The sequence below is a fragment of the Kitasatospora cystarginea genome, from assembly GCF_039533515.1.
Classification (GTDB): domain Bacteria; phylum Actinomycetota; class Actinomycetes; order Streptomycetales; family Streptomycetaceae; genus Kitasatospora; species Kitasatospora cystarginea.
Genome location: NZ_BAAATR010000022.1, coordinates 37,510 through 60,710 on the forward strand (window position 1 = coordinate 37,510; position 23,201 = coordinate 60,710).

17 protein-coding genes, 2 tRNA genes, 2 pseudogenes and 1 riboswitch are annotated in these 23,201 nt (G+C 70.4%); of the genes and pseudogenes, 16 read left to right on the forward strand and 5 right to left on the reverse strand.

Features of this window, described 5'->3' with window-relative positions; translation table 11 throughout:
- Positions 1-116 precede the first annotated feature (116 nt).
- Positions 117-602, forward strand: coding sequence for a ribose-5-phosphate isomerase (locus ABD369_RS23180; protein ID WP_344638435.1), 486 nt, complete (start codon positions 117-119; stop codon positions 600-602).
- A 33-nt stretch (positions 603-635) separates the two neighbouring features.
- Here the strand turns inward: ABD369_RS23180 and ABD369_RS23185 are convergent, their stop codons facing one another.
- Entirely contained in the window at positions 636-1,916 is a 1,281-nt protein-coding gene (locus tag ABD369_RS23185; protein ID WP_344638436.1) for a GNAT family N-acetyltransferase, read from the reverse strand.
- 191 nt (positions 1,917-2,107) lie between these two features.
- On the opposite strand from ABD369_RS23185, the gene ABD369_RS23190 reads away from it, so the two are divergent.
- Both ABD369_RS23190 and ABD369_RS23195 read left to right on the forward strand, forming a co-directional pair.
- Positions 2,108-3,340, forward strand: coding sequence for a SpoIIE family protein phosphatase (locus ABD369_RS23190; protein WP_344638437.1), 1,233 nt, complete (start codon positions 2,108-2,110; stop codon positions 3,338-3,340).
- A 462-nt stretch (positions 3,341-3,802) separates the two neighbouring features.
- Positions 3,803-3,997 carry a hypothetical protein gene (locus tag ABD369_RS23195; protein WP_344638438.1) on the forward strand — a complete coding sequence of 65 codons (195 nt, stop codon included), beginning with the start codon at positions 3,803-3,805 and terminating at the stop codon, positions 3,995-3,997.
- A 1-nt stretch (position 3,998) separates the two neighbouring features.
- On the opposite strand, the gene ABD369_RS23200 is transcribed toward ABD369_RS23195, so the two are convergent.
- Positions 3,999-4,778, reverse strand: coding sequence for a DUF6348 family protein (locus ABD369_RS23200; protein WP_344638439.1), 780 nt, complete (start codon positions 4,776-4,778; stop codon positions 3,999-4,001).
- 408 nt (positions 4,779-5,186) lie between these two features.
- A riboswitch (cyclic di-AMP (ydaO/yuaA leader) is annotated at positions 5,187-5,342 on the forward strand.
- Positions 5,343-5,446: 104 nt separating this feature from the next.
- Between ABD369_RS23200 and ABD369_RS23205 the strand changes: the two are divergent.
- A pseudogene (locus ABD369_RS23205) lies at positions 5,447-5,875 on the forward strand (M23 family metallopeptidase); the annotation flags it as partial.
- Between the two features lie 135 nt (positions 5,876-6,010).
- Here ABD369_RS23205 and ABD369_RS23210 read toward each other — a convergent pair.
- A tRNA-Gly gene (locus ABD369_RS23210) sits at positions 6,011-6,084 on the reverse strand.
- 175 nt (positions 6,085-6,259) lie between these two features.
- Between ABD369_RS23210 and ABD369_RS23215 the strand changes: the two genes are divergently transcribed.
- The 5 genes from ABD369_RS23215 to clpX all read left to right on the forward strand — a co-directional run bounded on the left by ABD369_RS23215 (position 6,260) and on the right by clpX (position 11,474).
- Positions 6,260-6,333 (forward strand) — tRNA-Pro (locus tag ABD369_RS23215).
- 400 nt (positions 6,334-6,733) lie between these two features.
- Positions 6,734-8,107 carry a trigger factor gene (tig, locus tag ABD369_RS23220; RefSeq protein WP_344638440.1) on the forward strand — a complete coding sequence of 458 codons (1,374 nt, stop codon included), beginning with the start codon at positions 6,734-6,736 and terminating at the stop codon, positions 8,105-8,107.
- A gap of 240 nt (positions 8,108-8,347) precedes the next feature.
- Positions 8,348-8,977 (forward strand): ATP-dependent Clp protease proteolytic subunit, encoded by a 630-nt coding sequence (locus ABD369_RS23225; protein WP_425557746.1) that lies wholly within the window; start codon positions 8,348-8,350, stop codon positions 8,975-8,977.
- 47 nt (positions 8,978-9,024) lie between these two features.
- Positions 9,025-9,687: an ATP-dependent Clp protease proteolytic subunit gene (locus ABD369_RS23230; protein WP_344638441.1), complete on the forward strand. Its 663-nt coding sequence runs from the start codon at positions 9,025-9,027 to the stop codon at positions 9,685-9,687.
- Between the two features lie 497 nt (positions 9,688-10,184).
- The gene (gene clpX, locus ABD369_RS23235; RefSeq protein ID WP_344638442.1) at positions 10,185-11,474 is read left to right on the forward strand and encodes an ATP-dependent Clp protease ATP-binding subunit ClpX; all 1,290 of its coding nucleotides are present in this window, start codon (positions 10,185-10,187) and stop codon (positions 11,472-11,474) included.
- Positions 11,475-11,814: 340 nt separating this feature from the next.
- Here the strand turns inward: clpX and ABD369_RS23240 are convergent, their stop codons facing one another.
- Positions 11,815-12,651, reverse strand: coding sequence for a hypothetical protein (locus tag ABD369_RS23240; RefSeq protein ID WP_344638443.1), 837 nt, complete (start codon positions 12,649-12,651; stop codon positions 11,815-11,817).
- A gap of 182 nt (positions 12,652-12,833) precedes the next feature.
- On the opposite strand from ABD369_RS23240, the gene ABD369_RS23245 reads away from it, so the two are divergent.
- Together ABD369_RS23245 and ABD369_RS23250 are read left to right on the forward strand one after the other, a co-directional pair.
- The gene (locus ABD369_RS23245) at positions 12,834-15,470 is read left to right on the forward strand and encodes a valine--tRNA ligase (protein WP_344638444.1); all 2,637 of its coding nucleotides are present in this window, start codon (positions 12,834-12,836) and stop codon (positions 15,468-15,470) included.
- Positions 15,471-16,185: 715 nt separating this feature from the next.
- Positions 16,186-16,743 carry a hypothetical protein gene (locus tag ABD369_RS23250; RefSeq protein WP_344638445.1) on the forward strand — a complete coding sequence of 186 codons (558 nt, stop codon included), beginning with the start codon at positions 16,186-16,188 and terminating at the stop codon, positions 16,741-16,743.
- A gap of 13 nt (positions 16,744-16,756) precedes the next feature.
- Here the strand turns inward: ABD369_RS23250 and ABD369_RS23255 are convergent.
- Positions 16,757-17,456: pseudogene (locus ABD369_RS23255) on the reverse strand (glycosyl hydrolase family 18 protein); the annotation flags it as partial.
- Between the two features lie 758 nt (positions 17,457-18,214).
- On the opposite strand from ABD369_RS23255, the gene folC reads away from it, so the two are divergent.
- From folC to mreC, 5 genes are all read left to right on the forward strand, one after another.
- Positions 18,215-19,612 carry a bifunctional tetrahydrofolate synthase/dihydrofolate synthase gene (folC, locus tag ABD369_RS23260; protein WP_425557739.1) on the forward strand — a complete coding sequence of 466 codons (1,398 nt, stop codon included), beginning with the start codon at positions 18,215-18,217 and terminating at the stop codon, positions 19,610-19,612.
- A 2-nt stretch (positions 19,613-19,614) separates the two neighbouring features.
- Positions 19,615-19,953, forward strand: a complete 339-nt coding sequence (locus ABD369_RS23265) for a DUF4233 domain-containing protein (protein ID WP_344638446.1) — start codon at positions 19,615-19,617, stop codon at positions 19,951-19,953.
- A 176-nt stretch (positions 19,954-20,129) separates the two neighbouring features.
- Positions 20,130-20,543, forward strand: coding sequence for a nucleoside-diphosphate kinase (ndk, locus tag ABD369_RS23270; protein WP_344638447.1), 414 nt, complete (start codon positions 20,130-20,132; stop codon positions 20,541-20,543).
- A gap of 482 nt (positions 20,544-21,025) precedes the next feature.
- Positions 21,026-22,051 (forward strand): rod shape-determining protein, encoded by a 1,026-nt coding sequence (locus ABD369_RS23275; RefSeq protein ID WP_344638518.1) that lies wholly within the window; start codon positions 21,026-21,028, stop codon positions 22,049-22,051.
- A gap of 94 nt (positions 22,052-22,145) precedes the next feature.
- A complete protein-coding gene (gene mreC, locus ABD369_RS23280; protein WP_344638448.1) occupies positions 22,146-23,198 on the forward strand; it encodes a rod shape-determining protein MreC in 1,053 nt (350 codons plus the stop codon).
- The last annotated feature ends 3 nt before the right edge of the window (positions 23,199-23,201 follow it).

Here is a 23,201-nt window from a genome sequence, read left to right on the forward strand (position 1 = left end):
CGCGCGGGCGCCACGTTCCGCATGGCGCACCGGCCGGCCGGTCGGCTGCGATGCCCGAGGCGCTCGTGCGTGCCCCTGCAGCGGTACCCGGCGGGTCGCATGCCACACTCGTACGCATGCGCGTGTACCTGGGTTCCGACCATGCCGGATACGACCTCAAGAACCACCTCGTCCAGTGGCTGAAGGACAACGGCCACGAGCCGATCGACTGCGGTCCGCACATCTACGACGCCGAGGACGACTACCCGCCGTTCTGCCTGCGCGCCGCCGAGCGCACCGCCGCCGACCCCGAGGCGCTGGGCATCGTGATCGGCGGCTCGGGCAACGGCGAGGCGATCGCCGCCAACAAGGTGAAGGGCGTGCGGGCCGCGCTCGCCTGGAGCGAGCAGACCGCCTCGCTCGGCCGTGAGCACAACAACGCCAACGTGATCAGCATCGGCGGCCGGATGCACACCCTGGAGGAGTCGACCCGCTTCGTCGAGGTCTTCCTCAACACCCCGTACAGCGGCGAGCCGCGCCACACCCGCCGGATCGCCATGCTGAGCGAGTACGAGACCACCGGCGAGCTCCCCCCGATCCCGGCCCACCACCCGCAGGGCTGATCCCCTTCCCGGCGCGGGCTGCCGTACGGGTGCTCAGAACCCGTGCGGCAGCCAGGGCGCGACCTGGGAGGCGAACGCCCGGGAGGCCTCCTCCACCGCACCCTCGCGCAGCTCGGTGACCCGCCCGGCCGCGCCGAGTGCCGCCAGCCTCAGCCCGCCGAGGTACGCGGAGCCCAGCTCGCGCACCGACAGCGCCAGATCGGCCGGCTCCGCGGTCGGTACGCAGCTCGCCGCCTTGCCGGGCCCGTCGGCCTGGAGCTTCCAGCGCCCGGTGTTCCACGGGCAGAACTCGTCCGTGACGTCCAGTACCAGCTCGACCGGCGTCGCGTACTCACGCAGCCGGAGCGCCTCGCCGACCTCCACCAGTCGGACGTAGAGCGTGTCCTCCAGTACGGGGTGCAGCCGGCGGGTGTCCGAGACCAGATGCAGCAGCGGGTCGTCCACCGGGCGGTTGCCGGCCGTGACCCGGTCGGTCAGGTCGATCTCCAGCAGATACGACCAGAGCCTGGCGTACACCTGCGGTGTCAGCGCCTCGATGTCGCGCACCAGCACCGTCCCGGCCGCCGGCTGGCTGACCGGCTCGGGCCTGACCTGGTACCGGGCGTAGCCGAGCAGCCGGCCGCTTCGCGCGTCCTCGGCCAGCACCGCCTGGAGTGGCGAGGCGTTGCCGCGCGTCGCGGGCGGGTCAAGCAGCGGCAGACGGTCCCAGTTCGGGCGGCGCTCCAGCATTCCCGGGCGCAGCGGTACGAGGGAGGCGTACAGCTCCTCGCAGGCCGGGCTGCTGAGCACCGGGTCGGCCAGCCGCAGCCGGACGCCGTCCGCCGGCAGCGGGGGAAGGGTCACCCGGTGGCTCTCGATCTCCAGGGCGAGGTGCAGGGTGCCGAGGCCGTAGCCGAAGCGGCCGTAGATGGCCGGTTCGGAGGCGGTGAGTACGGCCAGGGCCTCGCCACGGGCGCGGATCTCGTCCAGCTGGCGGCGCATCATCGCGGTCAGCAGGCCGCGCCGGCGGTGCGTCGGCAGCACCGCGACCAGGGTCACCCCGGCGACCGGTACCACCGCGCCGCCCGGTACGGCCATCCGGAAGCTGTACGCGCTCGAGGCGGCTACCGGGGTCGTCCCCTCCCAGACGCCCTGCGAGCGGCCGGTCTCGGTGAGGTCCCGCCAGAGCTGCCGGGCCTCGACCGGCTCCTCGCTGCCACCGAATGCGACCTCCGCCGCCCGGTACCAGGCGTCCCACTCCGCAGGAGTCAGGGTGCGGACTTCCGGTGCGTTATATGGGGAATGAGTGGAATCAGTGGCAAGGTCCGGAGTCATACCTCCCACAGCTATCATCCGTTTTGATCGGGCGCGACCGATTTCGCGCCATATCCTCAACTGCCGTGCAATGGCCGGAAGATGGGCGCTCTGACCGGCGACCGAAAGGTGCCGGGGAAGGCCCGGCACAACCCGCCCGACACGGCACGCCCATCGACGCCGCCCCGCACCGGTGGATAAGGTCGGAGCCCATGGCTGGCAGCACGCCGGGCGCACCGCCCCAGACGACTGCGAAGGGGCCCACCGCGACGGCGGCCGCGGACCCCTGGACGGCCCGGCTGCGCACCAGGCTGTACCGGGCCCGCCGAACGCTGCGCCGAACCGGGGTGGACTACTTCCGCGGTGACGCCTCCGATTGGCTCGCCTTCGCCGCCTTCCTGGCGGCGATCCCGCTGCTGGTGCTGCTCAACGTCTGGTTCCCCGCCTGGGTACCGCCCACCGCCCTGGTCCTGCCGATCCTGGCCGGCGCCCTGTTACTGCGGCCGGGCACCCTGGTGCTGCTGTATGCGGCCGCCGCCCTGGGCCTGTCCACCGAGTCCGTGATCCACACCGGCGAGCGGGTGGCCAGTGAGCACCCCGAGAGCTATGTCTTCGGCGTCACCCCGGGTGCCGCCCTGGTGGTCGGCGCGGTCGGGGTGGCCGGACTGCTGCTGGCGCAGTTCCGCAGCCGGGTCGGCGTGCCCTGGCGCGGCGGCGGCACCATGCTGTTCGACCTGCGTGAACGGCTGCGGGTGCAGAGCCAGGTCCCGAAACTGCCCGAGGGCTGGTACGCGGACATGGCGCTGCGGCCGGCCGGCGGCCAGTCCTTCTCGGGCGACTTCGTGGTGGCCGCCAGGACCGGACCGGGGCGGCGGATGCTGGAGTGCGTCCTGGCGGACGTCTCCGGGAAGGGCATGGACGCCGGCTCGCGCGCCCTGCTGCTGTCCGGCGCCTTCGGCGGCCTGCTCGGCTCGCTGCCCGCCCACGAGTTCCTGCCGGCCGCCAACGGCTACCTGCTGCGGCAGGACTGGGAGGAGGGCTTCGCCACCGCCGTCCACCTGGTGCTGGACCTGGACACCGGCGAGTACGAACTGCTGTCGGCGGGGCATCTGCCCGGGATGCAGCGGTTGTCGGGGGCCGGCCGCTGGGAGGTCAAGGAGGCGGCCGAGGGCCCGCTGCTGGGGATCTACGATGGTGCCAAGTTCGAGGGCGTGCGGGGCCGGCTGAACCGGGGTGATCTGCTGATGCTCTGCACCGACGGCATGGTCGAGGTGCCGGGGCGCGATCTCTCCGCGGGCATGGACCGGTTGATGGGGGAGGCCGATCGGCTGGTCGCCGGGGCGCTGCTGCAGAGTGGCAGCCGGGGCGCGGCGGTCCGGCTGATCGAGACGGTGGCCAAGGACGTCAACGACGACCGGGCGGTACTGCTGCTGTGGCGCGGATGAGGCGCCGGGCCGGCCGGGCGGAGCCCGTCGGCGACGGTTGATTCGACCATCGGACAGGTGTGTCAAGTCCGGCGGCCGATCTTCGGCCAATCCTGACGGGGCGTCCGCACGGTGCCGTCGGACAGGCCGCGGCGCTCGGTCACCGCTGACCGGGCCGGTGGACGAGCCCCTGCCGACAGCTCGTCAGCGACCTTGGGCTATCGTCTCGGTCGGCGGAAATTCGTCTCACATGCCAGGAACTTCCAGCCGGGCTTCCGGCTACGCCTTTACGCAGTCGGCACGAACGACCACACTGAGTCGGTGGGTGGGACTGGTCGGTACCGGTAGTCGGGGGATGGGGGGCGTTGCATGCGGCTCTCGGTCGGCGCCGCACGGCCTGTGCCCCGCCAGACAGGCCGGGCTCCGGCGTCGCCACAGGGTTTCCGGGTGAAACCCCGCAACGAAGTAAGGAAGTGAGTCCGGGTGGTGCTCTCCGTCTCCGCACTGGTGCTGTTCGGTGCCCTCGTCTTCATCTTCATCCGCAACAAGCAGCTGAAGACCAGTCACGCCATCATCTCGGCCCTGTTCGGCTTCATGCTCAGTGCGTCCACGGCGGCGGAGCCGATCAAGAACTTCCTCACCTCGGTGGCCAACAGCTTGAAGTCCTTCTCCGGCTGACCTACCGTCGGGCGGACCGTAGCACGTGCCTGACCCGGGCCAGCAGGCCGGGCCGGGCCACCGGCAGCGCGACCGGCACCGGTGCCGGGGCGGGGCGTACGGGTTCGGGGTGCAGGCCGCCCTCGGGGACCAGCAGGATGAACAGGCGGGCCCAGCAGAAGCGTTCACCGCGCGGCCAGTCCAGCGCGTGCAGTGCGGCCGAGGCGGCCTCCGAGACCTCGCCGTTCACCCGGACCTCGGCGATGTCGTCGCCGGACCGCCCGCCGAGGAAGAGCTTCACTCCGGTCAGCCGCCCGGCGGTGAGCTCGGGCCGGAGCGCCTCGGCGATGGCGGTCAGCGGCTGGTGGTCGGCCAGCCAGTCGGCCAGGCGCTCGTTGCCGAAGCCGAAGACGGCCGCCGGGCCCTGGATGGCGTGCCAGTCGGCCAGTTCGGCGGGCTGGTAGTGGTCGCCGTGCTCGCCCCGGTGCTCCAGCAGCTCCACCACGGTGGAGGCGGTGGTGGTGGCCCACATCTTCACGGCGTTGTCGAGCTTCTCCTCCTCGGTCTTGCCGAGTCCCGCCGCGCAGTCCCAGACCACGGGGGCGTCCGCACGCCCGAGGTCGAGGACGAAGCCGAGGTCCACATGGCCGCTGCCGCCGTCGCCGGGGTGCTCGCGGACGGCCACCGCCGTGGTCCCCGGGCCGCGGACCACCTCGTCGTCCACCGTGAACTCCACGCCGAACTGCGCCATTTCGCGGACCACGCTGCGCTGGATGACGGCCATACGGTCCTGCGGGCGCACGGGCTGGCTCCTAGCTCGAATAGATGATCGTTAAGGCGGATGCGAGCGAGGGTATCGGCCTCGGGCCCCGGCGGGAAACGGACCGTCAGTTACGCCGCGTGCGGATGGGGTGACGCAGCTCACCGGAGATTCCTCCGTTCATGCCGGAGGGTACTCGGTTCGCCGCAGAGCGTGCGATTCATAACGTTCTGTACGGATTCGTCCCGCCGGCCGTGACCGTCCTGACTGCGCAGGGCAGTCCGCCCCGGCCGGAGAGTGACTTCGAGTCCGCGCGTCTTTATGTGTTTCTTATGCCCGGATGGGACGAGCTTGCTCCGTGTACGTCGGATCGGCTTTTCTTCAGCCAGCCCGGTCACCGTCCGGGTCGGTCCGCCGGGTGGAACGCCGAGTCCTGCCGCCGCCCGGAGGCCGCACTTCACGCAGTGCACGGCAGGAGCGGGGGAACCACAGGCAGGTCGCCGCGCCCGAAGATCCGGGCCGGCTAGGGGTGAAGCCGCTTCCAGGCGGCCGGGCTGCTCCCGGTCCGAACCCGACAGCTCACCCCGCAGGCGTCGGAGAGGACTCCCCCCATGTCCGCGCAGGACGCCCGCTGTTCCCGGCTGCCCCGATTCGCCCGCCGCGCGCTCGTCGTCGCCGCGGCCGGCACCGCCGTGGCGCTGCCCGCCACCACGGTCGCCGCCCAGGCGGCCCCGGCCTACACCGCCCCGGTGGCCAACCCCCGCCTCGGCACCCCGTACCACGCGGCCGGGTCCGCGTGGGCCAGCGGCTACCACACCGGCGTGGACTTCCTGGTCTCCACCGGCACCCCGGTGAAGGCGGTCACCAGCGGCACCGTGGTCACCACCGGCTGGGGCGGCTCGTACGGAAACCAGGTCGTCATCAGGCACACCGACGGCCGGTACTCCGAGTACGCCCACCTCTCGGTGATCACCGTCCGGGTCGGCCAGTCCGTGGGCGCCGGCCAGCAGATCGGCCGCTCCGGCGCCACCGGCAACGTCACCGGTCCGCACCTGCACTTCGAGGTCCGCACCGGCCCGGCCTACGGCTCCGACATCAACCCGGTGGGCTACCTGGTCAGCCACGGCGTCCGGCTCTGACGCGCCTTCGGTCCGCTCCCTCCCCGGCCCTGGCCGGGGACCGGACCGGTCGTCGCAGGGACATCGCGGCGGCATCCCGAAAACGACTTCGGCCCCGGGCTGACGGTGGAACCGTCGGCCCGGGGCCGAAGTGTCTGGAGCGGGTGACGAGAATCGAACTCGCGTGACCAGTTTGGAAGACTGGGGCTCTACCATTGAGCTACACCCGCATACCGCATGTGAGCATGCGGCGCCCCCGGAGACTTGTCGGTCACGAGGACGGGGTCAGCCTACCTGGTTCGGTCGGTTGCTTGCACACTGCTTCCGGTTCCGGGCATGTCCGGCGGGCTCTCGATATAGCAGCGAGCGCGGCCCGACCGACGTGTACGCTTCCTCTCGGCACCACGGGGTGTGGCGCAGTTTGGTAGCGCGTCCGCTTTGGGAGCGGAAGGTCGTCGGTTCGAATCCGGTCACCCCGACAGTGCGGCAGGGTCTCGTCAGCGGACGGGGCCCTGTTGGCTTTTCCGACGGCCACTCAGTCGAAGCCGCCGTCGTCGACTTCGAGTTGACGGCATGTCGGGCCCGGGGCCGTCTTGCGCGCCGCCGAATCGTGCGCCGCCGAGGCGGCGCCCGATCGGGCGGCGGCGCGCTGATCGCGGGCGGGCCTGGCGTCCGCCTTTCGTGGTACCGGTAGGATGGGCCGCTGGCCGGTAGTCCCTGTGCATACGCCCAGGTCGACCGCCTGAGGGCGAGGAGTCACGCTCACCGTCCACCATGTACGGGAGATGCAGCCCCAACCGCCCATCGCCCGTCTCGCCCGCGCCGGATGAGCCGGACGGGCGGAGACAACCTGACCGCAAGCCCTTAGGAGACCCAACCGTGAAGAGCGCCGTCGAGACTCTGAACCCGACCCGGGTTCGACTCACCGTCGAGGTGCCCTTCGAGGAGCTCAAGCCCAGCCTCGACGCGGCGTACAAGAAGATCAACCAGCAGGTCACGGTTCCGGGCTTCCGTAAGGGCAAGATCCCGGCCCGCGTCATCGACCAGCGCTTCGGCCGCGCCGCCGTGCTGGAGGAGGCTGTCAACGACGCCCTGCCGCGCTTCTACACGCAGGCCGTCGACGAGGGCAAGATCGAGGTCCTCGGCCAGCCCGAGATCACCGACATCGAGGGTGTCGAGCGGATCGCCGACGGCGGCGATCTGAAGTTCACCGCCGAGGTCGACATCCGCCCGGAGATCACCCTGCCGGACTTCTCCACCATCGAGGTCGAGGTCGACCCGATCGTGGTCGAGGACGCCGACGTCGAGAAGTCCCTGGAGCAGCTGCGCGAGCGCTTCTCCTCGGTCAAGGACGTCGAGCGCGCCGCCGCCGAGGGCGACGTCGTGATCGTCGACCTGGAGGCCAAGGTCGACGGTGAGGTTCCGGAGGACGGCACCGCCTCGGACGTCAGCTACGAGATCGGCTCCGGCCGCCTGCTGGACGGCATCGACGAGGCCGTCGTGGGCCTGTCCGCCGGTGAGTCCAAGACCTTCGCCACCGAGCTCAAGGGCGGCACCCAGGCCGGCAAGAGCTCCGACGTCACCGTCACCGTGAAGACCGTTCAGGAGAAGGAGCTCCCGGCGCTGGACGACGAGTTCGCCCAGCTGGCCAGCGAGTTCGACACCCTGGACGAGCTGAAGGAGGACTCCCGCAAGCGCCTGGAGCGCATGCGCGAGTTCGACCAGGCCACCCAGGCCCAGGAGCGCGTCCTGGACGAGCTGCTGAAGCTGGTCGAGATGGAGTACCCGGCCAAGCTCCTCAAGGACGAGGTCGAGACCCGCCGCCACAACCTGGAGCACCACCAGCTGGAGCCCATGGGTCTGAACCTGGACACCTACCTCGCCACCCAGGGCAAGACCATGGAGGAGTTCCTGGCGGAGACCGAGGAGCAGGCGAAGAAGGGCATCAAGACCCAGTTCGTGCTCGACGCGATCGTGGCGAAGGAGGAGCTCGGCGTCAACCAGGAGGAGCTCACCGAGCACCTGATCCGTCGCGCCGCCGGTTCGGGCCTCACCCCGGACCAGTTCGCCCAGCAGGTCGTCCAGGGCGGCCAGGTTCCGCTGCTGGTCGGCGAGGTCGCCCGCGGCAAGGCGCTGGCCACCGTGGTCGAGGCCGCCACCGTCAAGGACACCAACGGTGAGGTCGTCACCTTCGACGACGCCGAGGACGAGGGCGCCGAGGCCGAGGGCGCCGCGGAGAGCACCGAGGCCTGAGTCACCGAGTAGTGGCCGACGGCGAGCCCGGGTACCGGAAGGTGCCCGGGCTCGCTGTTTCGAATGCTGACCCTGCGCTCACAGCGAACAGTTCTGTGTGGGGGATTCCGTGGCCCGGCCTGGGCGTTAGGGTCCTTAGACAGCGACAATCACGCAGTGAAACTGCGACAAGCGACGGCTGCTCCGCGGCCCGTCCAATTCAACTGAGCAGGTGGCTAAGTGACGTTCCCGCAGATGCAGATGCCTGGCCTCATGGCGCCGCACGCCGCCGCTGGTGACGTGCTCGGTGGCCTGGGGGACCAGGTCTACAACCGGCTGCTCAACGAGCGCATCATCTTCCTGGGCCAGCAGGTCGACGACGACATCGCCAACAAGATCACGGCCCAGCTGCTGCTCCTGGCCGCTGACCCGGACAAGGACATCTTCCTCTACATCAACTCCCCGGGCGGCTCGATCTCGGCCGGCATGGCGATCTACGACACCATGCAGTACATCAAGAACGACGTGGTGACGATCGCGATGGGCATGGCGGCCTCGATGGGCCAGTTCCTGCTCACCGCCGGCGCCAGGGGCAAGCGCTTCTCGCTGCCGAACGCCAACATCCTGATGCACCAGCCCTCCGCCGGTCTCGGCGGTTCCGCCACCGACATCCGGATCCAGGCCGAGCAGCTGCTGCGCACCAAGAAGCGGATGTCCGAGTTGATCGCCTTCCACAGTGGCCAGAGCTTCGAGAGGGTCACCGCGGACTCGGACCGTGACCGCTGGTTCACGCCCGAGGAGGCCAAGGAGTACGGTCTGATCGACGAGATCATGCACAGCGCCGCGGACGTCCCCGGCGGCGGCGGCACCGGCGCCGGCCAGAGCGCCTGACGCCGGCAGCAGACCCCAGACCGCACGCTTCGGAGGACCATAACCTTATGAACATCCCCAGCCTGTCCAGCGCCAAGGCGCGTGTGGAGGACATGCGCGCCGAGGGCCGCTACATCGTCCCCCGCTTCGTCGAGCGCACCTCGCAGGGCATCCGCGAGTACGACCCGTACGCCAAGCTGTTCGAGGAGCGCATCATCTTCCTCGGCGCGCAGGTGGACGACGTCTCGGCCAACGACATCATGGCCCAGCTGCTCTGCCTGGAGTCGATGGACCCGGACCGCGAGATCCAGATGTACATCAACTCGCCCGGCGGCTCCTTCACCGCGCTGACGGCCATCTACGACACGATGCAGTACGTGAAGCCGGACATCACCACGGTCTGCATGGGCCAGGCGGCCTCCGCCGCCGCGGTGCTGCTGGCCGCCGGTACGCCCGGCAAGCGGATGGCGCTGCCGAACGCCCGGATCCTGATCCACCAGCCGTACACCGAGACCGGCCGCGGCCAGGTGTCCGACCTGGAGATCCAGGCCAAGGAGATCTTCCGGATGCGCGAGCAGCTGGAGGAGATGCTGGCCAAGCACTCCAACAAGGACATCCAGCAGGTCCGCGACGACATCGAGCGCGACAAGATCCTGACGGCCGAGGAGGCCCTGGAGTACGGCCTGATCGACCAGATCATCTCGACCCGCAAGACCTCGCTGACCGACTGACCTCGGCAGCTCCGGCGGGGCGCACGGCGCGACTCGCGCGAGCCGTGGGCCGCGCCCGCGCCGGCCCGTGGACGGCTGCGCCGCGTGCGGGGCGGGCGACAGGCGACGAGGGTTCCTCGCCCCGGCCGCCGGGTCGGGGGCACCTCCGGCCCGGCGGCCGGGGGAGCCCTGCCCGTGTGATGGATGAGGGGCCGAGCGGCGTCGGCTACGGGCGGCAGCGCCCGGAAGCGAACGGCGGGGAGTGACGCACGCCCCGCTCCCGTTCTGTTCCGGACGGGCCCTGGGCCCGGCACAATCTACTGTGGGCTTCATGCCCGCGAGACGGCATCTGTTCGGTATCAATTCGCCCAGGGCGTAGGGCAGAGCTGTCGAAGTCGGCGGATTCACCGGCTCAGCAGAGTACCGTCGGATACCGAGACCGGACGCCGACGGCGCAGCCGGTCCACAGCACCAGGCCCCGGACCCCCGCGGGGCCCCTGGCGAAGGGGAAGCACCTCGTGGCACGCATCGGAGACGGTGGCGACCTGCTCAAGTGCTCGTTCTGCGGCAAGTCGCAGAAGCAGGTGAAGAAGCTGATCGCCGGGCCAGGCGTGTACATCTGCGACGAGTGCATCGACCTGTGTAACGAGATCATCGAGGAGGAGCTCGCGGAGAGCTCCGAGGTGCGGTTCGAGGAGCTCCCGAAGCCGCGCGAGATCTACGAGTTCCTCGACCAGTACGTGGTCGGCCAGGACCTGGCGAAGAAGGCGCTGTCCGTCGCGGTCTACAACCACTACAAGCGGGTCCAGGCGGGCGAGGCCGGCCGCAGCGGCGGCAACGGCCGTGAGGACGCGATCGAGCTGGCCAAGTCCAACATCCTGCTGCTCGGTCCGACCGGCTCCGGCAAGACGCTGCTGGCACAGACCCTGGCCCGGATGCTGAACGTGCCGTTCGCGATCGCCGACGCCACCGCGCTCACCGAGGCCGGCTACGTCGGCGAGGACGTCGAGAACATCCTGCTGAAGCTGATCCAGGCGGCCGACTACGACGTCAAGAAGGCCGAGACCGGGATCATCTACATCGACGAGATCGACAAGGTCGCCCGCAAGAGCGAGAACCCGTCGATCACCCGCGACGTCTCCGGCGAGGGCGTGCAGCAGGCGCTGCTGAAGATCCTGGAGGGCACCACCGCCTCGGTGCCCCCGCAGGGCGGCCGCAAGCACCCGCACCAGGAGTTCATCCAGATCGACACCACCAACGTGCTGTTCATCGTGGGCGGTGCGTTCGCCGGTCTGGAGCGGATCATCGAGGGCCGGGCGGGTGCCAAGGGCATCGGCTTCGGTGCCAACATCCGCTCCAAGCGGGAGCTGGACGCAAGCGACCACTTCCGCCAGGTGATGCCGGAGGACCTGGTGAAGTTCGGGATGATCCCCGAGTTCATCGGCCGCCTGCCGGTGATCACCAGCGTGCACAACCTGGACCGCGAGGCGCTGCTGCAGATCCTCACCGAGCCGAAGAACGCGCTGGTCAAGCAGTACCGCAAGCTCTTCGAACTGGACGGCGTGGAGCTGGAGTTCACCCGGGACGCGCTGGAGGCCATCGCCGACCAGGCGATCCTGCGGGGTACCGGTGCCCGCGGACTTCGGGCGATCATGGAGGAGGTGCTGATGTCCGTGATGTACGAGGTGCCCTCGCGCCAGGACGTCGCCCGCGTGGTCGTGACCGGTGACGTGGTCTCCAAGCACGCCATCCCGACTCTGGTCCCGCGCGACATGATCAAGCGCGAGCGCCGCGACAAGAGCGCCTGAGACACCGCGAAGGGGCCCCGCCGAGCGATCGGCGGGGCCCCTTCGCGCTGCCCGAACTACTTCTTGACCTCGGCGAGTTGACGTAGCTCCCGGGTGTCGGCGGCGAGCCTGCCCAGGTCCGTCTGTGGCCCGTCGTCGAACTCCGTCACGGTGACCAGGCAGCTGCCGTCGGCCCAGACGCAGAAGGCCTCTCCGGAGCCGGAGTTGCGATGGGTGCAGTCCAGCCGGGGGCGCCAGGCAGGGGCGGAGCGTCGGACGGCGGCGCGGCGAACGGATTGCGCTCGGACACGCGGAGGTCGCCTTCGGGGTCGGTGGGACGGGTGGCCGGCCGTGGGAACCGCTACTTGGCGACGAGGGCCGCGTCGCGGATGGCGCGGGTCCGGTCAGCCGCCTCGGAGGGCGAGAGCGCCTGCACCTTGCCGGTCAGCGACATGTGGGTGAAGGTGACCGAGCCCAGGGTCGAGTGGTCGGCCCAGACGCACACCGGTGTCTCCAGGGCACCGCGGCTCATCACACCGCAGGAGAGCTTGCCACCCGAGTCCTTGCTCTCCTTGGCGTCCACCTCGGCCAGCGGCGTCTTCCAGGTCATCGAGGTGTTGGAGGTCAGCTGGCTGCTGGCCCCGTTCAGGGCCGCACCCGGGTCCGGGATCTTGCCCCAGCTGCCACCGACGGTGACCAGGTCGGTGCTGGACCCCGCCTTGTTGTACATGGCGAGCATGGCGCCGTCGACCGAGGTGAAGCCCGGAGGCATCTTGGACGGGTCGGCCGGCGCGTCAGTGGTGTTCTTCTGGACGTAGCCGCCGTCCAGGCTGGCCGGCGCGGAGAGCTTGTACTGGCCCTCGGTGGAGCCGCCCCCGCCGGTGAGACCGCCCCCGCCGTTCTTGCCGCCCATCAGCGCGTACGCGCCGAGACCGCCGCCGACCAGCACCACCGCGCCGATCACCAGGCCGACGATCAGGCCGGTGCTGCTCTTCTGCTGCGGGGCCGGCTGCTGGTAGCCGATCGGCGGCTGCGGTGCGCCGTACGGCTGCTGCCCGTACTGCGGCGGCTGGGGCGCCCCGTACTGCGGCGGCTGCGGCGCGCCGTACTGCGGTGCCGGCGGCTGGCCGTACTGCGGCGGCTGCCCGTAAGGTTGCTGCGGCTGGCCCTGCGGATACTGCTGCCCTTGGCCGTACATCGGCTTCGCTCTCCCCCACCGCGTCCGCGGCCTGTGTTGTGGCGTGTGTTCGTCGTCCCGGTACTCGTACAAATGGGTGCACGAGTACCGGGCACGGTACCGTACCGGAGTGTCAGCCTGTCGGAGTGGCTCGCCAGCAATGCGTTAGTAGGGCACCTCCCGCCGTACGTAAACTGTGTGTCGTGACCGACACGACGAACCAGCGCCCCGACGCCATTCCCGGGGACAACGCAGCCACCCTCCCGACGACCTATGCTCCGGCCGAGGTAGAGGGCGAGCTGTACGAGCGCTGGGTGGACCGCGGTTACTTCACCGCCGACGCGAAGAGCGACAAGCCCGCGTACACCATCGTCATCCCGCCGCCGAACGTCACCGGTTCGCTGCACCTGGGCCACGCCTTCCAGCACACGCTGATGGACGCGCTGACCCGCCGTAAGCGGATGCAGGGTTACGAGACGCTCTGGCTGCCCGGTATGGACCACGCCGGTATCGCCACCCAGAACAAGGTGGAGCAGCAGCTCGCCGAGTCCAACCTCTCCCGCCACGACCTCGGCCGTGAGGCCTTCGTCGAGAAGGTCTGGCAGTGGAAGGAGGAGTACGGCGGCAAGATCCTCGGCCAGATGCGCCGGCTCGGCGACGGTGTCGACTGGTCCCGTGAGCGCTTCACCATGGACGAGGGCCTCTCCAAGGCCGTCCAGACGATCTTCAAGCGGCTGTTCGACGACGGCCTGATCTACCGCGCCGAGCGCATCATCAACTGGTGCCCGCGCTGCCTCACCGCGCTCTCCGACATCGAGGTCGAGCACGAGGAGGTCCCCGGCGAGCTGGTCTCCATCCGCTACGGGGAGGGCGAGGACTCGATCGTCGTCGCCACCACCCGGGCCGAGACCATGCTGGGCGACACCGCCGTGGCCGTCCACCCCGACGACGAGCGGTACCAGCACCTGATCGGCCGCACCATCAAGCTGCCGCTGACGGACCGTGAGATCCCGGTCGTCGCCGACGAGCACGTCGACCCGGAGTTCGGCACCGGCGCCGTCAAGGTGACCCCGGCGCACGACCCGAACGACTTCGCCATCGGCCAGCGCCACAACCTGCCGTCCCTGACGGTGATGGACGAGCACGGTCTGATCACCGTCCACGGCCCCTTCCTCGGCCTGGACCGCCTGGAGGCCCGCTCCGCCGTCGTCGGCGCCCTGCGCGAGCAGGGGCGCATCGTCGCCGAGAAGCGCCCCTACATGCACGCGGTCGGCCACTGCTCGCGCTGCAATACCGTGGTCGAGCCGCGGCTGTCCCTGCAGTGGTGGGTCAACGTCGAGCCGCTGGCCCGCGAGGCGGCCGCCGCCGTCCGCGACGGCCGGGTGCAGATCCACCCCAAGGAGCTGGAGGGCCGCTACTTCTCCTGGGTCGACAACATGCACGACTGGTGCATCTCGCGCCAGCTGTGGTGGGGTCACCGGATCCCGGTCTGGTACGGGCCGGACGGCGAGGTGGTCTGCGTCGGCCCGAACGAGGAGCCGCCGAGCGGCGAGGGCTGGCACCAGGACCAGGACGTCCTGGACACCTGGTTCTCCAGCGGCCTGTGGCCGTTCTCCACGCTGGGCTGGCCCGAGCAGACCCCGGACCTGGAGAAGTTCTACGCCACCGACGTCCTGCTCACCGGCCACGACATCATCTTCTTCTGGGTCGCCCGGATGATGATGTTCGGCCTGTACGCGATGGACGGTCAGGCGCCGTTCCACACCATCGCGCTCACCGGCCTGGTCCGCGACGAGCGCGGCAAGAAGATGTCCAAGTCCTTCGGCAACGTGGTCGACCCGCTGGACTGGATGGATGCCTACGGTGCCGACGCCGTCCGGTTCACCCTGGCGCGTGGTGCCAACCCGGGCGCCGACGTGCCGATCGGCGAGGACTGGGTCCAGGGCTCGCGGAACTTCTGCAACAAGATCTGGAACGCCACCCGATTCGCGCTGATGAACGGCGCAACGGTCGCCGGCGAGCTGCCGCCCGCCGAGCAGCTGACGGCCGCCGACCGGTGGATCCTGTCGCGTCTGAACGCGACCGTCGCCGAGGTGGACGCGCTCTACGACGACTACCAGTTCGCCAAGCTCAGCGACACCCTGTTCCACTTCGCCTGGGACGAGGTGTTCGACTGGTACGTCGAGCTCTCCAAGACCACCCTGGCCAAGGGCGGCCCGCAGGCCGACGCCTCGCGCCGGGTCCTCGGCGAGGTCCTGGACGTCACGCTGCGGCTGCTCCACCCGATCGTCCCGTTCGTCACCGACACCCTGTGGACCACGCTCACCGGCGCCGAGTCCCTGGTGGTCACCGAGTGGCCGAAGGACAGCGGTTTCCGCGACGCGGACGCCGAGGCGGAGATCGCCACGCTGCAGCAGGTGGTCACCGAGGTCCGCCGGTTCCGCTCGGACCAGGGCCTCAAGCCCGGTCAGCGCGTCCCGGCCCAGCTGGAGCTGGCCGGTACCGTCCTGGTCGCGCACGAGGACGCGATCCGCTCGCTGCTGCGCCTGACCGCGCCGGAGGAGGGCTTCCACGCCACCGCCTCGCTGCCGGTCGCCGGTGCCACCGTCGCCCTCGACCTCTCCGGCACCATCGACGTCGCGGCCGAGCGCAAGCGCCTGGCCAAGGACCTCGCAGCGGCCGAGAAGGAGAAGGCGCAGACCTCCGGCAAGCTCGGCAACGAGGCCTTCCTGGCCAAGGCCCCGGACGACGTGGTCGCCAAGATCCGTGCCCGCCAGGTCGCCGCCGAGGCCGACATCGCCCGGATCACCGCCCAGTTGGCCGCGCTGCCGCAGGGCTGATCCGCCACCCGGCACCCGTCGAGGGCCGCACCACCCGCCGAAGCGGCGGGCGGTGCGGCCCTCGGTGCTTACCTGGCAGGTGAGTTGACGACAGGGGGGGACTAAAGCCCCCGGTGCTTAAGGCATTTGATCCCGGGACGTCATTCGGCAGCGCCGGCAGAGTTCCTGATAACCCGTTCGGTCGAATTCCTCACGTGCCCATGCCCCGAAGCCGGATGTCCGGATGAGCGCGAGGAGACGGAAACGGCGGAACGGGTGGCCGCCAATGACGAGTGTGCGGCGCGGACAGGGATCGGGCATTGGCATCGACCTCGGAACGGCCGGCATGCCGCTCCACCTGCGCGGCAAGGGGATTGTGCTCAATGAGCCTCCGTCACCGCGATGGACCGGACCGGTGAAGCGCTCGGCGTCGGCGTGGCGGCGAAGACGGCACCAGGCCGGGCGTGGTGGTCTGTGTGTTGGACGGTGTCGCCGGGTCCGGGCGGCGGGCTGTCGTGGAGGGGCGCGCAGCGCCGGAGCGAGGAGCCGATGGCGGCGGCGATCCGCCTCTGAACTGCCGTGTAATTGGCCCCGATACCCAGCTCATTCCCGGGTATTGCGGCCGCTCGGAAGTCTTGTTGTCCCCGGCTTGTTCCTCCGTGCCTGTTACCTGAGCGAGTTCACCGAATTTTGCAGGTGCACTGTGTACGGTGAGCAGAAGTCCAGGGAGTTCGTGTTGCGACTGACGGGAGGGCACGGCGTGGTGGTGACCGAGGAGTTGGCCGACGAGCTGTCCGCGGAGGAGGTCGAGGTGGCCAAGTCCCGCGTGGCGACCCTGTTGCTCGCCTTCCGGCACGGCAATCAGCTCGCATTCGACCACGAACTCGACTGCCTTCTGGACGACGGGGCCGAACGCGAGGTGACCACGCTGCTGGTGTGGATCGCCGCCGAGGCGGTCCGCAAGGCGTACGCGCCCCAGGTGGGCGACCGGGTGCTGCGGGCACTGGTCCGGCGGGCGCCGGCGGACACCGGGGCGGTCGCGGTGGACGAGGACGCCGTGGGTGCGGCCCGGTTGATCGAGGCGGTCGGCTCGAGCGATGTCGCGGCGGTGCGGGCGCTGGTGGCGTCCACGGCCGATACCACCTACCTGCTGGGCGGACTGCTGCAGGCGGTGGCGATGATGCTGCCGCTGCTGCCGCCGGGGGAGGTCGAGCAGGTCGTGGCCGATCTGCGGGCGCGGCACGGCGACCGGACCGGCCGGGCCTCCGGCGCTCCGGAGGCCCGGCGGTACTGACCGGGAGCCGGCGCTACGGCATGGTGTGCAGGTGGCTGCCGACGGAGCCGGCGATCTGTCCGCCGTTGCTCGCATCCCAGTTGGTGGACCAGGTCATCGCACCGCCGATCCCCGGCCAGGTCTGCCCCGGCTTGAAGGAGCCGCAGCCGGTACCGGAGGCGAGGCAGTCCAGCGCGGCGTTCACCGTGCTCGAACTGGCGTAACCGCCGCCGGCCGCGCTGGTCGAGGCGGGGACGCCGAGTCCGACCTGGCTCGGTGCGAGGCCGCCGCGCAGTTGGAAGCAGGCGAGGGCGGTGAGGAAGTCCTCGGTGCCCTGCGAGTAGACGTTTCCGTCGCAGCCGTTCATCGAACCCGAGTTGTAGTACTGCATGTTGACGATGGTGAGGATGTCCTTCACATCGAGCGCCAACTTGAAGTACTCCGTGCCGGTGGACTGCATGTCGATGGTCTGCGGCGCCACGGTGAGGATGAACCGCCGCCCGCCCTGCTCGCCAGCGAGTGCAGCGCCTGGCTCAGGTAGGCGGCGTTGACACCGTTCTCCAGGTCGATGTCGATCCCGTCGAAGCCGTAGTTCTGCATCAGGGCGTACGCGCTGCTCGCGAAGTTGGCGGCGGCGGTCGGGTCGGTGACCGAGACGGTGCCGTTCTGACCGCCGACGGAGAGGACACCCGCTTGCCGGCCCGGTGCTTGGCGGCGATGTCGGCCTTGAACTGGGCGTCGTCACTCGTCGTCGGGGCCGCCAGGAGGGCCCAATCACCCGAGTGTGCCTGGTTGTTGGTCGCCTGACCGGAGTTCGCGGTGCAGCTCCAGCTGGCGAGACCGTTCTCGAAGCCGCCGTTGGCGATCAGGTCGACATCGGCGGCCCTGGCGCCCGGGGCGGCGAGCAGCAGGCCGACCAGGGCGAGCGCGGCCGCGACCAGCGCGGCCAAGGCGCCGGTGTCGGGGCGGACATGACGGGGTCTTGCGCGCATGCCATCTCCAGTGGGGATGTAGATGGGTGCGGTGCAGGGGCAAGTCCCCTCCTTTGAACGGGACTTGACTCACAAGGTGGAGTAGGCCAATTCCGCTGTCAAGACCGGTGGCCGGGGGTGTGCGCCAGGACATGGGGCCCGTGTCCGGGAAGGCTTCCGCGCTCGACCGGGACGCGGTGCGGCGGTCGCGCCCAGCGCCCTGTGGCCGGTCGGTGTGCCGCCGCACCTACCGCCCGCCGCCGGTGGCCCACCCCCGTTGCCCGGGCTCGTCCCACGGGTGCCCTGAAGGACCACGCGCGGCGCCGGCCCCCGATCCCCGGACCGCCCGTCGACCGCCCGGTGGGCCTCGGGCCTCCCGGCGGAAAGCGACATCAGGTGATGAATCCGCGCTGAACGATCATTTCCGTGCCGCCGCGGCGGAGCGCAGGCACCCGCCCGTCACGGCCCGCCCGGCCGTATCCCGCTCCGACGCCCGCCCCGTCGCTCCGTAGACTGAGGGCGTGAGTGACAAGGCCGAGCAGAACCCGTACACGATGCGCCCCACCAGCAGTGACCCCGCCGACCCGGCGGCCGGACTGCACGAGGTGGAGGTCGAGCTGGCCAAGCGCTGGCCGGAGAACAAGCTGGAGCCCTCGCTCGACCGGATCGAGGCGCTGATGGACATCCTCGGCCAGCCGCAGCGCTCCTACCCCTCGATCCACATCACCGGCACCAACGGCAAGACCTCCACCGCCCGGATGGTCGAGCAGCTGCTCACCACCTTCGACCTGCGTACCGGCCGCTACACCAGCCCGCACGTGGAGTCCGTCACCGAGCGGATCAGCCTGGACGGCGAACCGATCGCCGTCGAGAAGTTCGTCGAGACCTACCGCGACATCGAGCCCTACGTGCAGATGGTGGACTCCCAGCAGCCGGTGGCGATGTCCTTCTTCGAGGTGCTGACCGGCATGGCCTACGCGGCCTTCGCGGACGCCCCGGTGGACGTGGCCATCGTCGAGGTCGGCATGGGCGGCTCCTGGGACGCCACCAACGTGATCGACGCCGCCGTTTCGGTGATCACTCCGATCGGCCTGGACCACACCGACAAGCTGGGCGAGACCACTGGCGAGATCGCGGTCGAGAAGTCCGGGATCATCAAGCAGGGCGCGCTCGCCGTGGTCGCCCAGCAGCCGCTGGACGCCGCCGAGACCATCCTGCGGCGCGCCGTCGAGGTGGATGCCACGGTGGCCCGCGAGGGCATGGAGTTCGGCGTGATCCACCGTGAGGTCGCCGTCGGCGGGCAGATGGTGACGCTGCGCGGTCTCGGCGGCTACGAGTACGAGGAGATCTTCCTGCCGCTGCACGGCGCCTACCAGGCGCACAACGCGGCCCTGGCACTGGCGGCCGTCGAGGCGTTCTTCGGTGTCGGTGGCGCGGGCGGCGGCAACCTGAACCCGGACAAGGTGCGCGATGCCTTCGCCGGGGTCCGCTCGCCGGGCCGGCTGGAGATCGTCCGCCGCAGCCCCACCGTGATCCTGGACGCGGCGCACAACCCGCACGGCGCCGAGGCGACCGTCGCCGCGCTCGGTGAGTCCTTCGGCTTCACCAAGCTGGTCGGCGTGATCGCCACCAGCGGCGACAAGGACGTCTCCGGCCTGCTGGAGGTCTTCGAGCCGATCCTGGCCGAGGTGGTCATCACCCAGAACTCCACCCACCGCGCGATGCCGGTGGACGACCTGGCCGCGCTGGCCGTGGAGATCTTCGGCGAGGAACGGGTCCAGGTCGAGCCCCGGCTGGACGACGCCATCGAGGCGGCCGTCACCCTGGCCGAGGAGGAGGACCTCGGCGGCGCCGGAGTCCTGGTCACCGGTTCGGTCATCACGGTGGGCGAGGCCCGCCTGCTGCTCGGGAGGAAGTAGTCATGCGGACCCTGTGCTCCTCGACCCTGATCGGCGAAGCGCTCCTGCTGCTCTTCGCCGGACTGGTCGCCATGCAGCTCAGCCACGTCTCCACCGCCACCATCTGGACCGTCACCGGTATCGCGATGCTGCTGTGTGTCGCGCTCTGCGGTGCGGTCACCCGCCCCGGCGCGGTCGCCGTCGGGTGGGCGCTCCAGATCGGCCTGATCGCCAGCGGTTTCGTCCTGCCGACCATGTTCGGCCTGGGCGCGGTCTTCGCCGGCCTGTGGTGGTGCTCGGTGCACTACGGCCGGAGGATCGACCAGATCAAGGCCGCGCGCGAGGCCGCGGCGGCTGCCTGAGGCTCGTTCCGGCTCCGCCTCCGCGACGCCGGCTCGTGATCTGCGGGCCTCGCCGACCGGGGCGGAGCCGGCTCCGCGTCCAGGGGGACCGGGGGCGCATCGCCGCTGCTCACCCAAGGTAATCTTCGGGTGAGGCCGTATACACCACGCCCCACCGATTCCCCTGGAGCCGCACCGTGTCCCAGCGCACTCTCGTCCTGCTGAAGCCCGATGCCGTCAAGCGCGGCCTGGCCGGCGAGATCATCAGCCGTATCGAGCGCAAGGCGGGCTGGCAGCTCGCTGCCGTCGAGCTGCGCACCTTCGACCGGGCGACGCTGGAACTGCACTACGCGGAGCACGTCGGCCGCCCGTTCTACGAGCCGCTGCTGGAGTTCATGACCTCGGGCCCGTCGATCGCCATGATCATCGAGGGCGAGAACGTGATCCCGGGCATCCGCGTGCTGGCCGGTGCGACCGACCCGCTGCAGGCGGGCCCCGGCACCATCCGCGGTGACTTCGCGACCATCACCCGCGAGAACCTGATCCACGCCTCCGACTCCCCGGAGTCCGCGGAGCGCGAGATCAAGATCTTCTTCCCCGCGCACGCCTGATCGAGGTCCGGGAGGGACCTGGTCGGGCCGGGCACCGCCACTCGGCCACCACCTCCGGGCGCCCTTGCCCGCCGTGCCGGCCGACGGCCGTGCCGCAGGCGGCGGCGACCCTCACTCCGGCATGCTCCGTGCTGGAGCGTCCAGGGCCGTCCGCCCCCTTCGGCGTCGGCTCGTCCGCAGGCTCGGGCGAGGTCTGGCCCGACCAGGTGACTCTCAACTTTTCATCCTCAAATAACGGAACTCCCGACCTCGACACGGCGTCCCAATCCAGGAAGAAGCCATCGAGTCCCCCGAGAATGGGCGGCGAACCTCACTCGCCGCTCGTGCTGACCGGCGTGGCTACGATGGACACAACTCATGGGCCCGGTACGGCTGCTCAGCTGAAGTCCGCCCCTTTGCCGTGGGCGAGCGTCACCACCGGCCTGCTCCCCGCCATCTGACTCCGAGTTCGGGAAGGCACTGCACACCCCATGGCCAACAATCTGTCGTTCATCGGCCGTGACATGGCGATCGACCTTGGTACTGCCAACACGCTGGTGTACGTCAGGGGCAAGGGGATCGTCCTCAACGAGCCTTCCGTGGTGGCGGTCAACACCAATACCGGCGGCATCCTGGCGGTCGGTTCCGAGGCGAAGAAGATGATCGGCCGGACCCCCGGCAACATCGTCGCCATCCGCCCGCTCAAGGACGGTGTGATCGCCGACTTCGAGATCACCGAGCGGATGCTCCGCTACTTCATCCTGAAGATCCACCGCCGTCGGTACCTGGCCCGCCCCCGGGTCGTGGTCTGCGTGCCCTCCGGCATCACCGGGGTCGAGCGCCGCGCCGTGATCGAGGCCAGCTCCCAGGCCGGCGCGCGCCAGGTGCACATCATCGAGGAGCCGATGGCGGCGGCGATCGGCGCGGGCCTGCCGGTCCACGAGCCCACCGGCAACATGGTGGTGGACATCGGCGGCGGCACCACCGAGGTCGCGGTGATCTCGCTCGGCGGGATCGTCACCGCCCAGTCCCTCCGGGTGGCCGGCGACGAGCTGGACAACGCGATCGTCCAGCACATCAAGAAGGAGTACAGCCTGCTGCTCGGTGAGCGCAGCGCCGAGCAGATCAAGATGAGCATCGGCTCCGCCTTCGCGCTGGAGGGCGAGAAGGACGAGCACGCCGAGATCCGCGGCCGCGACCTGGTCAGTGGCCTGCCGAAGACCGTGGTGATCTCCGCGGCCGAGGTCCGCGAGGCCATCGACGAGCCGGTGAACTCCATCATCGACGCCGTCAAGACCACCCTCGACCAGTGCCCGCCCGAGCTGGCCGGTGACGTGATGGACCGCGGCATCGTTCTCACCGGCGGCGGCGCCCTGCTGCGCGGCCTGGACGAGCGGCTGCGCCGTGAGACCGGCATGCCGGTCCACATCGCGGAGAACCCGCTGGACTCCGTCGCACTCGGCTCAGGCAAGTGCGTCGAGGAGTTCGAGGCGCTCCAGCAGGTGCTGGACGCGCAGCCGCGCCGCTGACCCGTCCGAAACTGACAGTCTTTCAACTGAACGGCCCTCGCCCGCGCCGCACGGCACGGGCGAGGTCAGGAACTGAAGGGGCAGCTCCACCACCGTGAGGGACACCCGAGAGAGCCGGCTACTGCTCGTCGTGCTGGTAGCCGTCGCCTTCGCGCTGATCACCGTGGACATCAGGGGCGGTGAGAGCTCCCCACTGAACGGTGCCCGGCGGGCCGCCGCCGACGCCCTCGGGCCGGTCGAGCGGGCCGCCTCCGGCCTCGTCGACCCGGTCGCGGGCACCGTCCGGGCGATCCGCGACGCCGGCACCCACCAGCAGCGGCTCGACCAGATCACCCGCGAGAACACCGACCTGCGCCAGCGTCTGGCCTCCTCCGACACCGCCGCGGGCCGCACCAAGCAGCTCGACGACATGCTCCGCACCGCCGGAGCCGGCGGCTACACCATCAAGGCCGCCCAGGTGATCGCCATCGGCGCCGCCCAGGGCTTCTCCTGGACCATCACCATCGACGCGGGCAGCAACGACGGCCTCGCCCGCGACATGACGGTGATCAACGGCCAGGGCCTGGTCGGCCGGCTCACCACCGTCGGCCCGACCACCTCCACCGTGCTGCTCGCCTCCGACCCCGGCTTCACCGCCGGCACCCGGCTGGAGGGCAGCAACGAGATCGGCTTCGCCAACGGCCAGGGCACCGGCCCGATGCGGGTCTCGCTGCTGAACGGCCGCGCCCAGGTAAAGGCGGGCGACCGGCTGGTCACCTTCGGCTCGCAGAGCGGCCGCCCGTTCGTCCCCGGCGTGCCGGTCGGCCAGGTGGTCGAGGTGGAGGCGACGCCCGGGCAGCTCACCAAGACCATCCTGGTCCAGCCGTACGTCCAGTTCACCCGGCTCGACCTGGTCGGCATCGTGGTGGTCCCGCCGCGCACCGACCCGCGCGACGCCGTACTGCCGCCGTCCCCGGCCCCGACCCCGTCGGTCGCCCCCGGTACCCAGCCGGTCGTCCCCGTCACCCCCGACGCTCCCGGCGCCCCCGTGGCCCCCGGCGCGTCAGTACCGTCCGCCGCGGCCGGTGCCACCGGAGCGAGCACCGTCCCCAGCGCGGCCGCAGCCGGCTCCGCCGCGGCGAAGCCCAGTCCCTCAGGGGGGAACTGACCC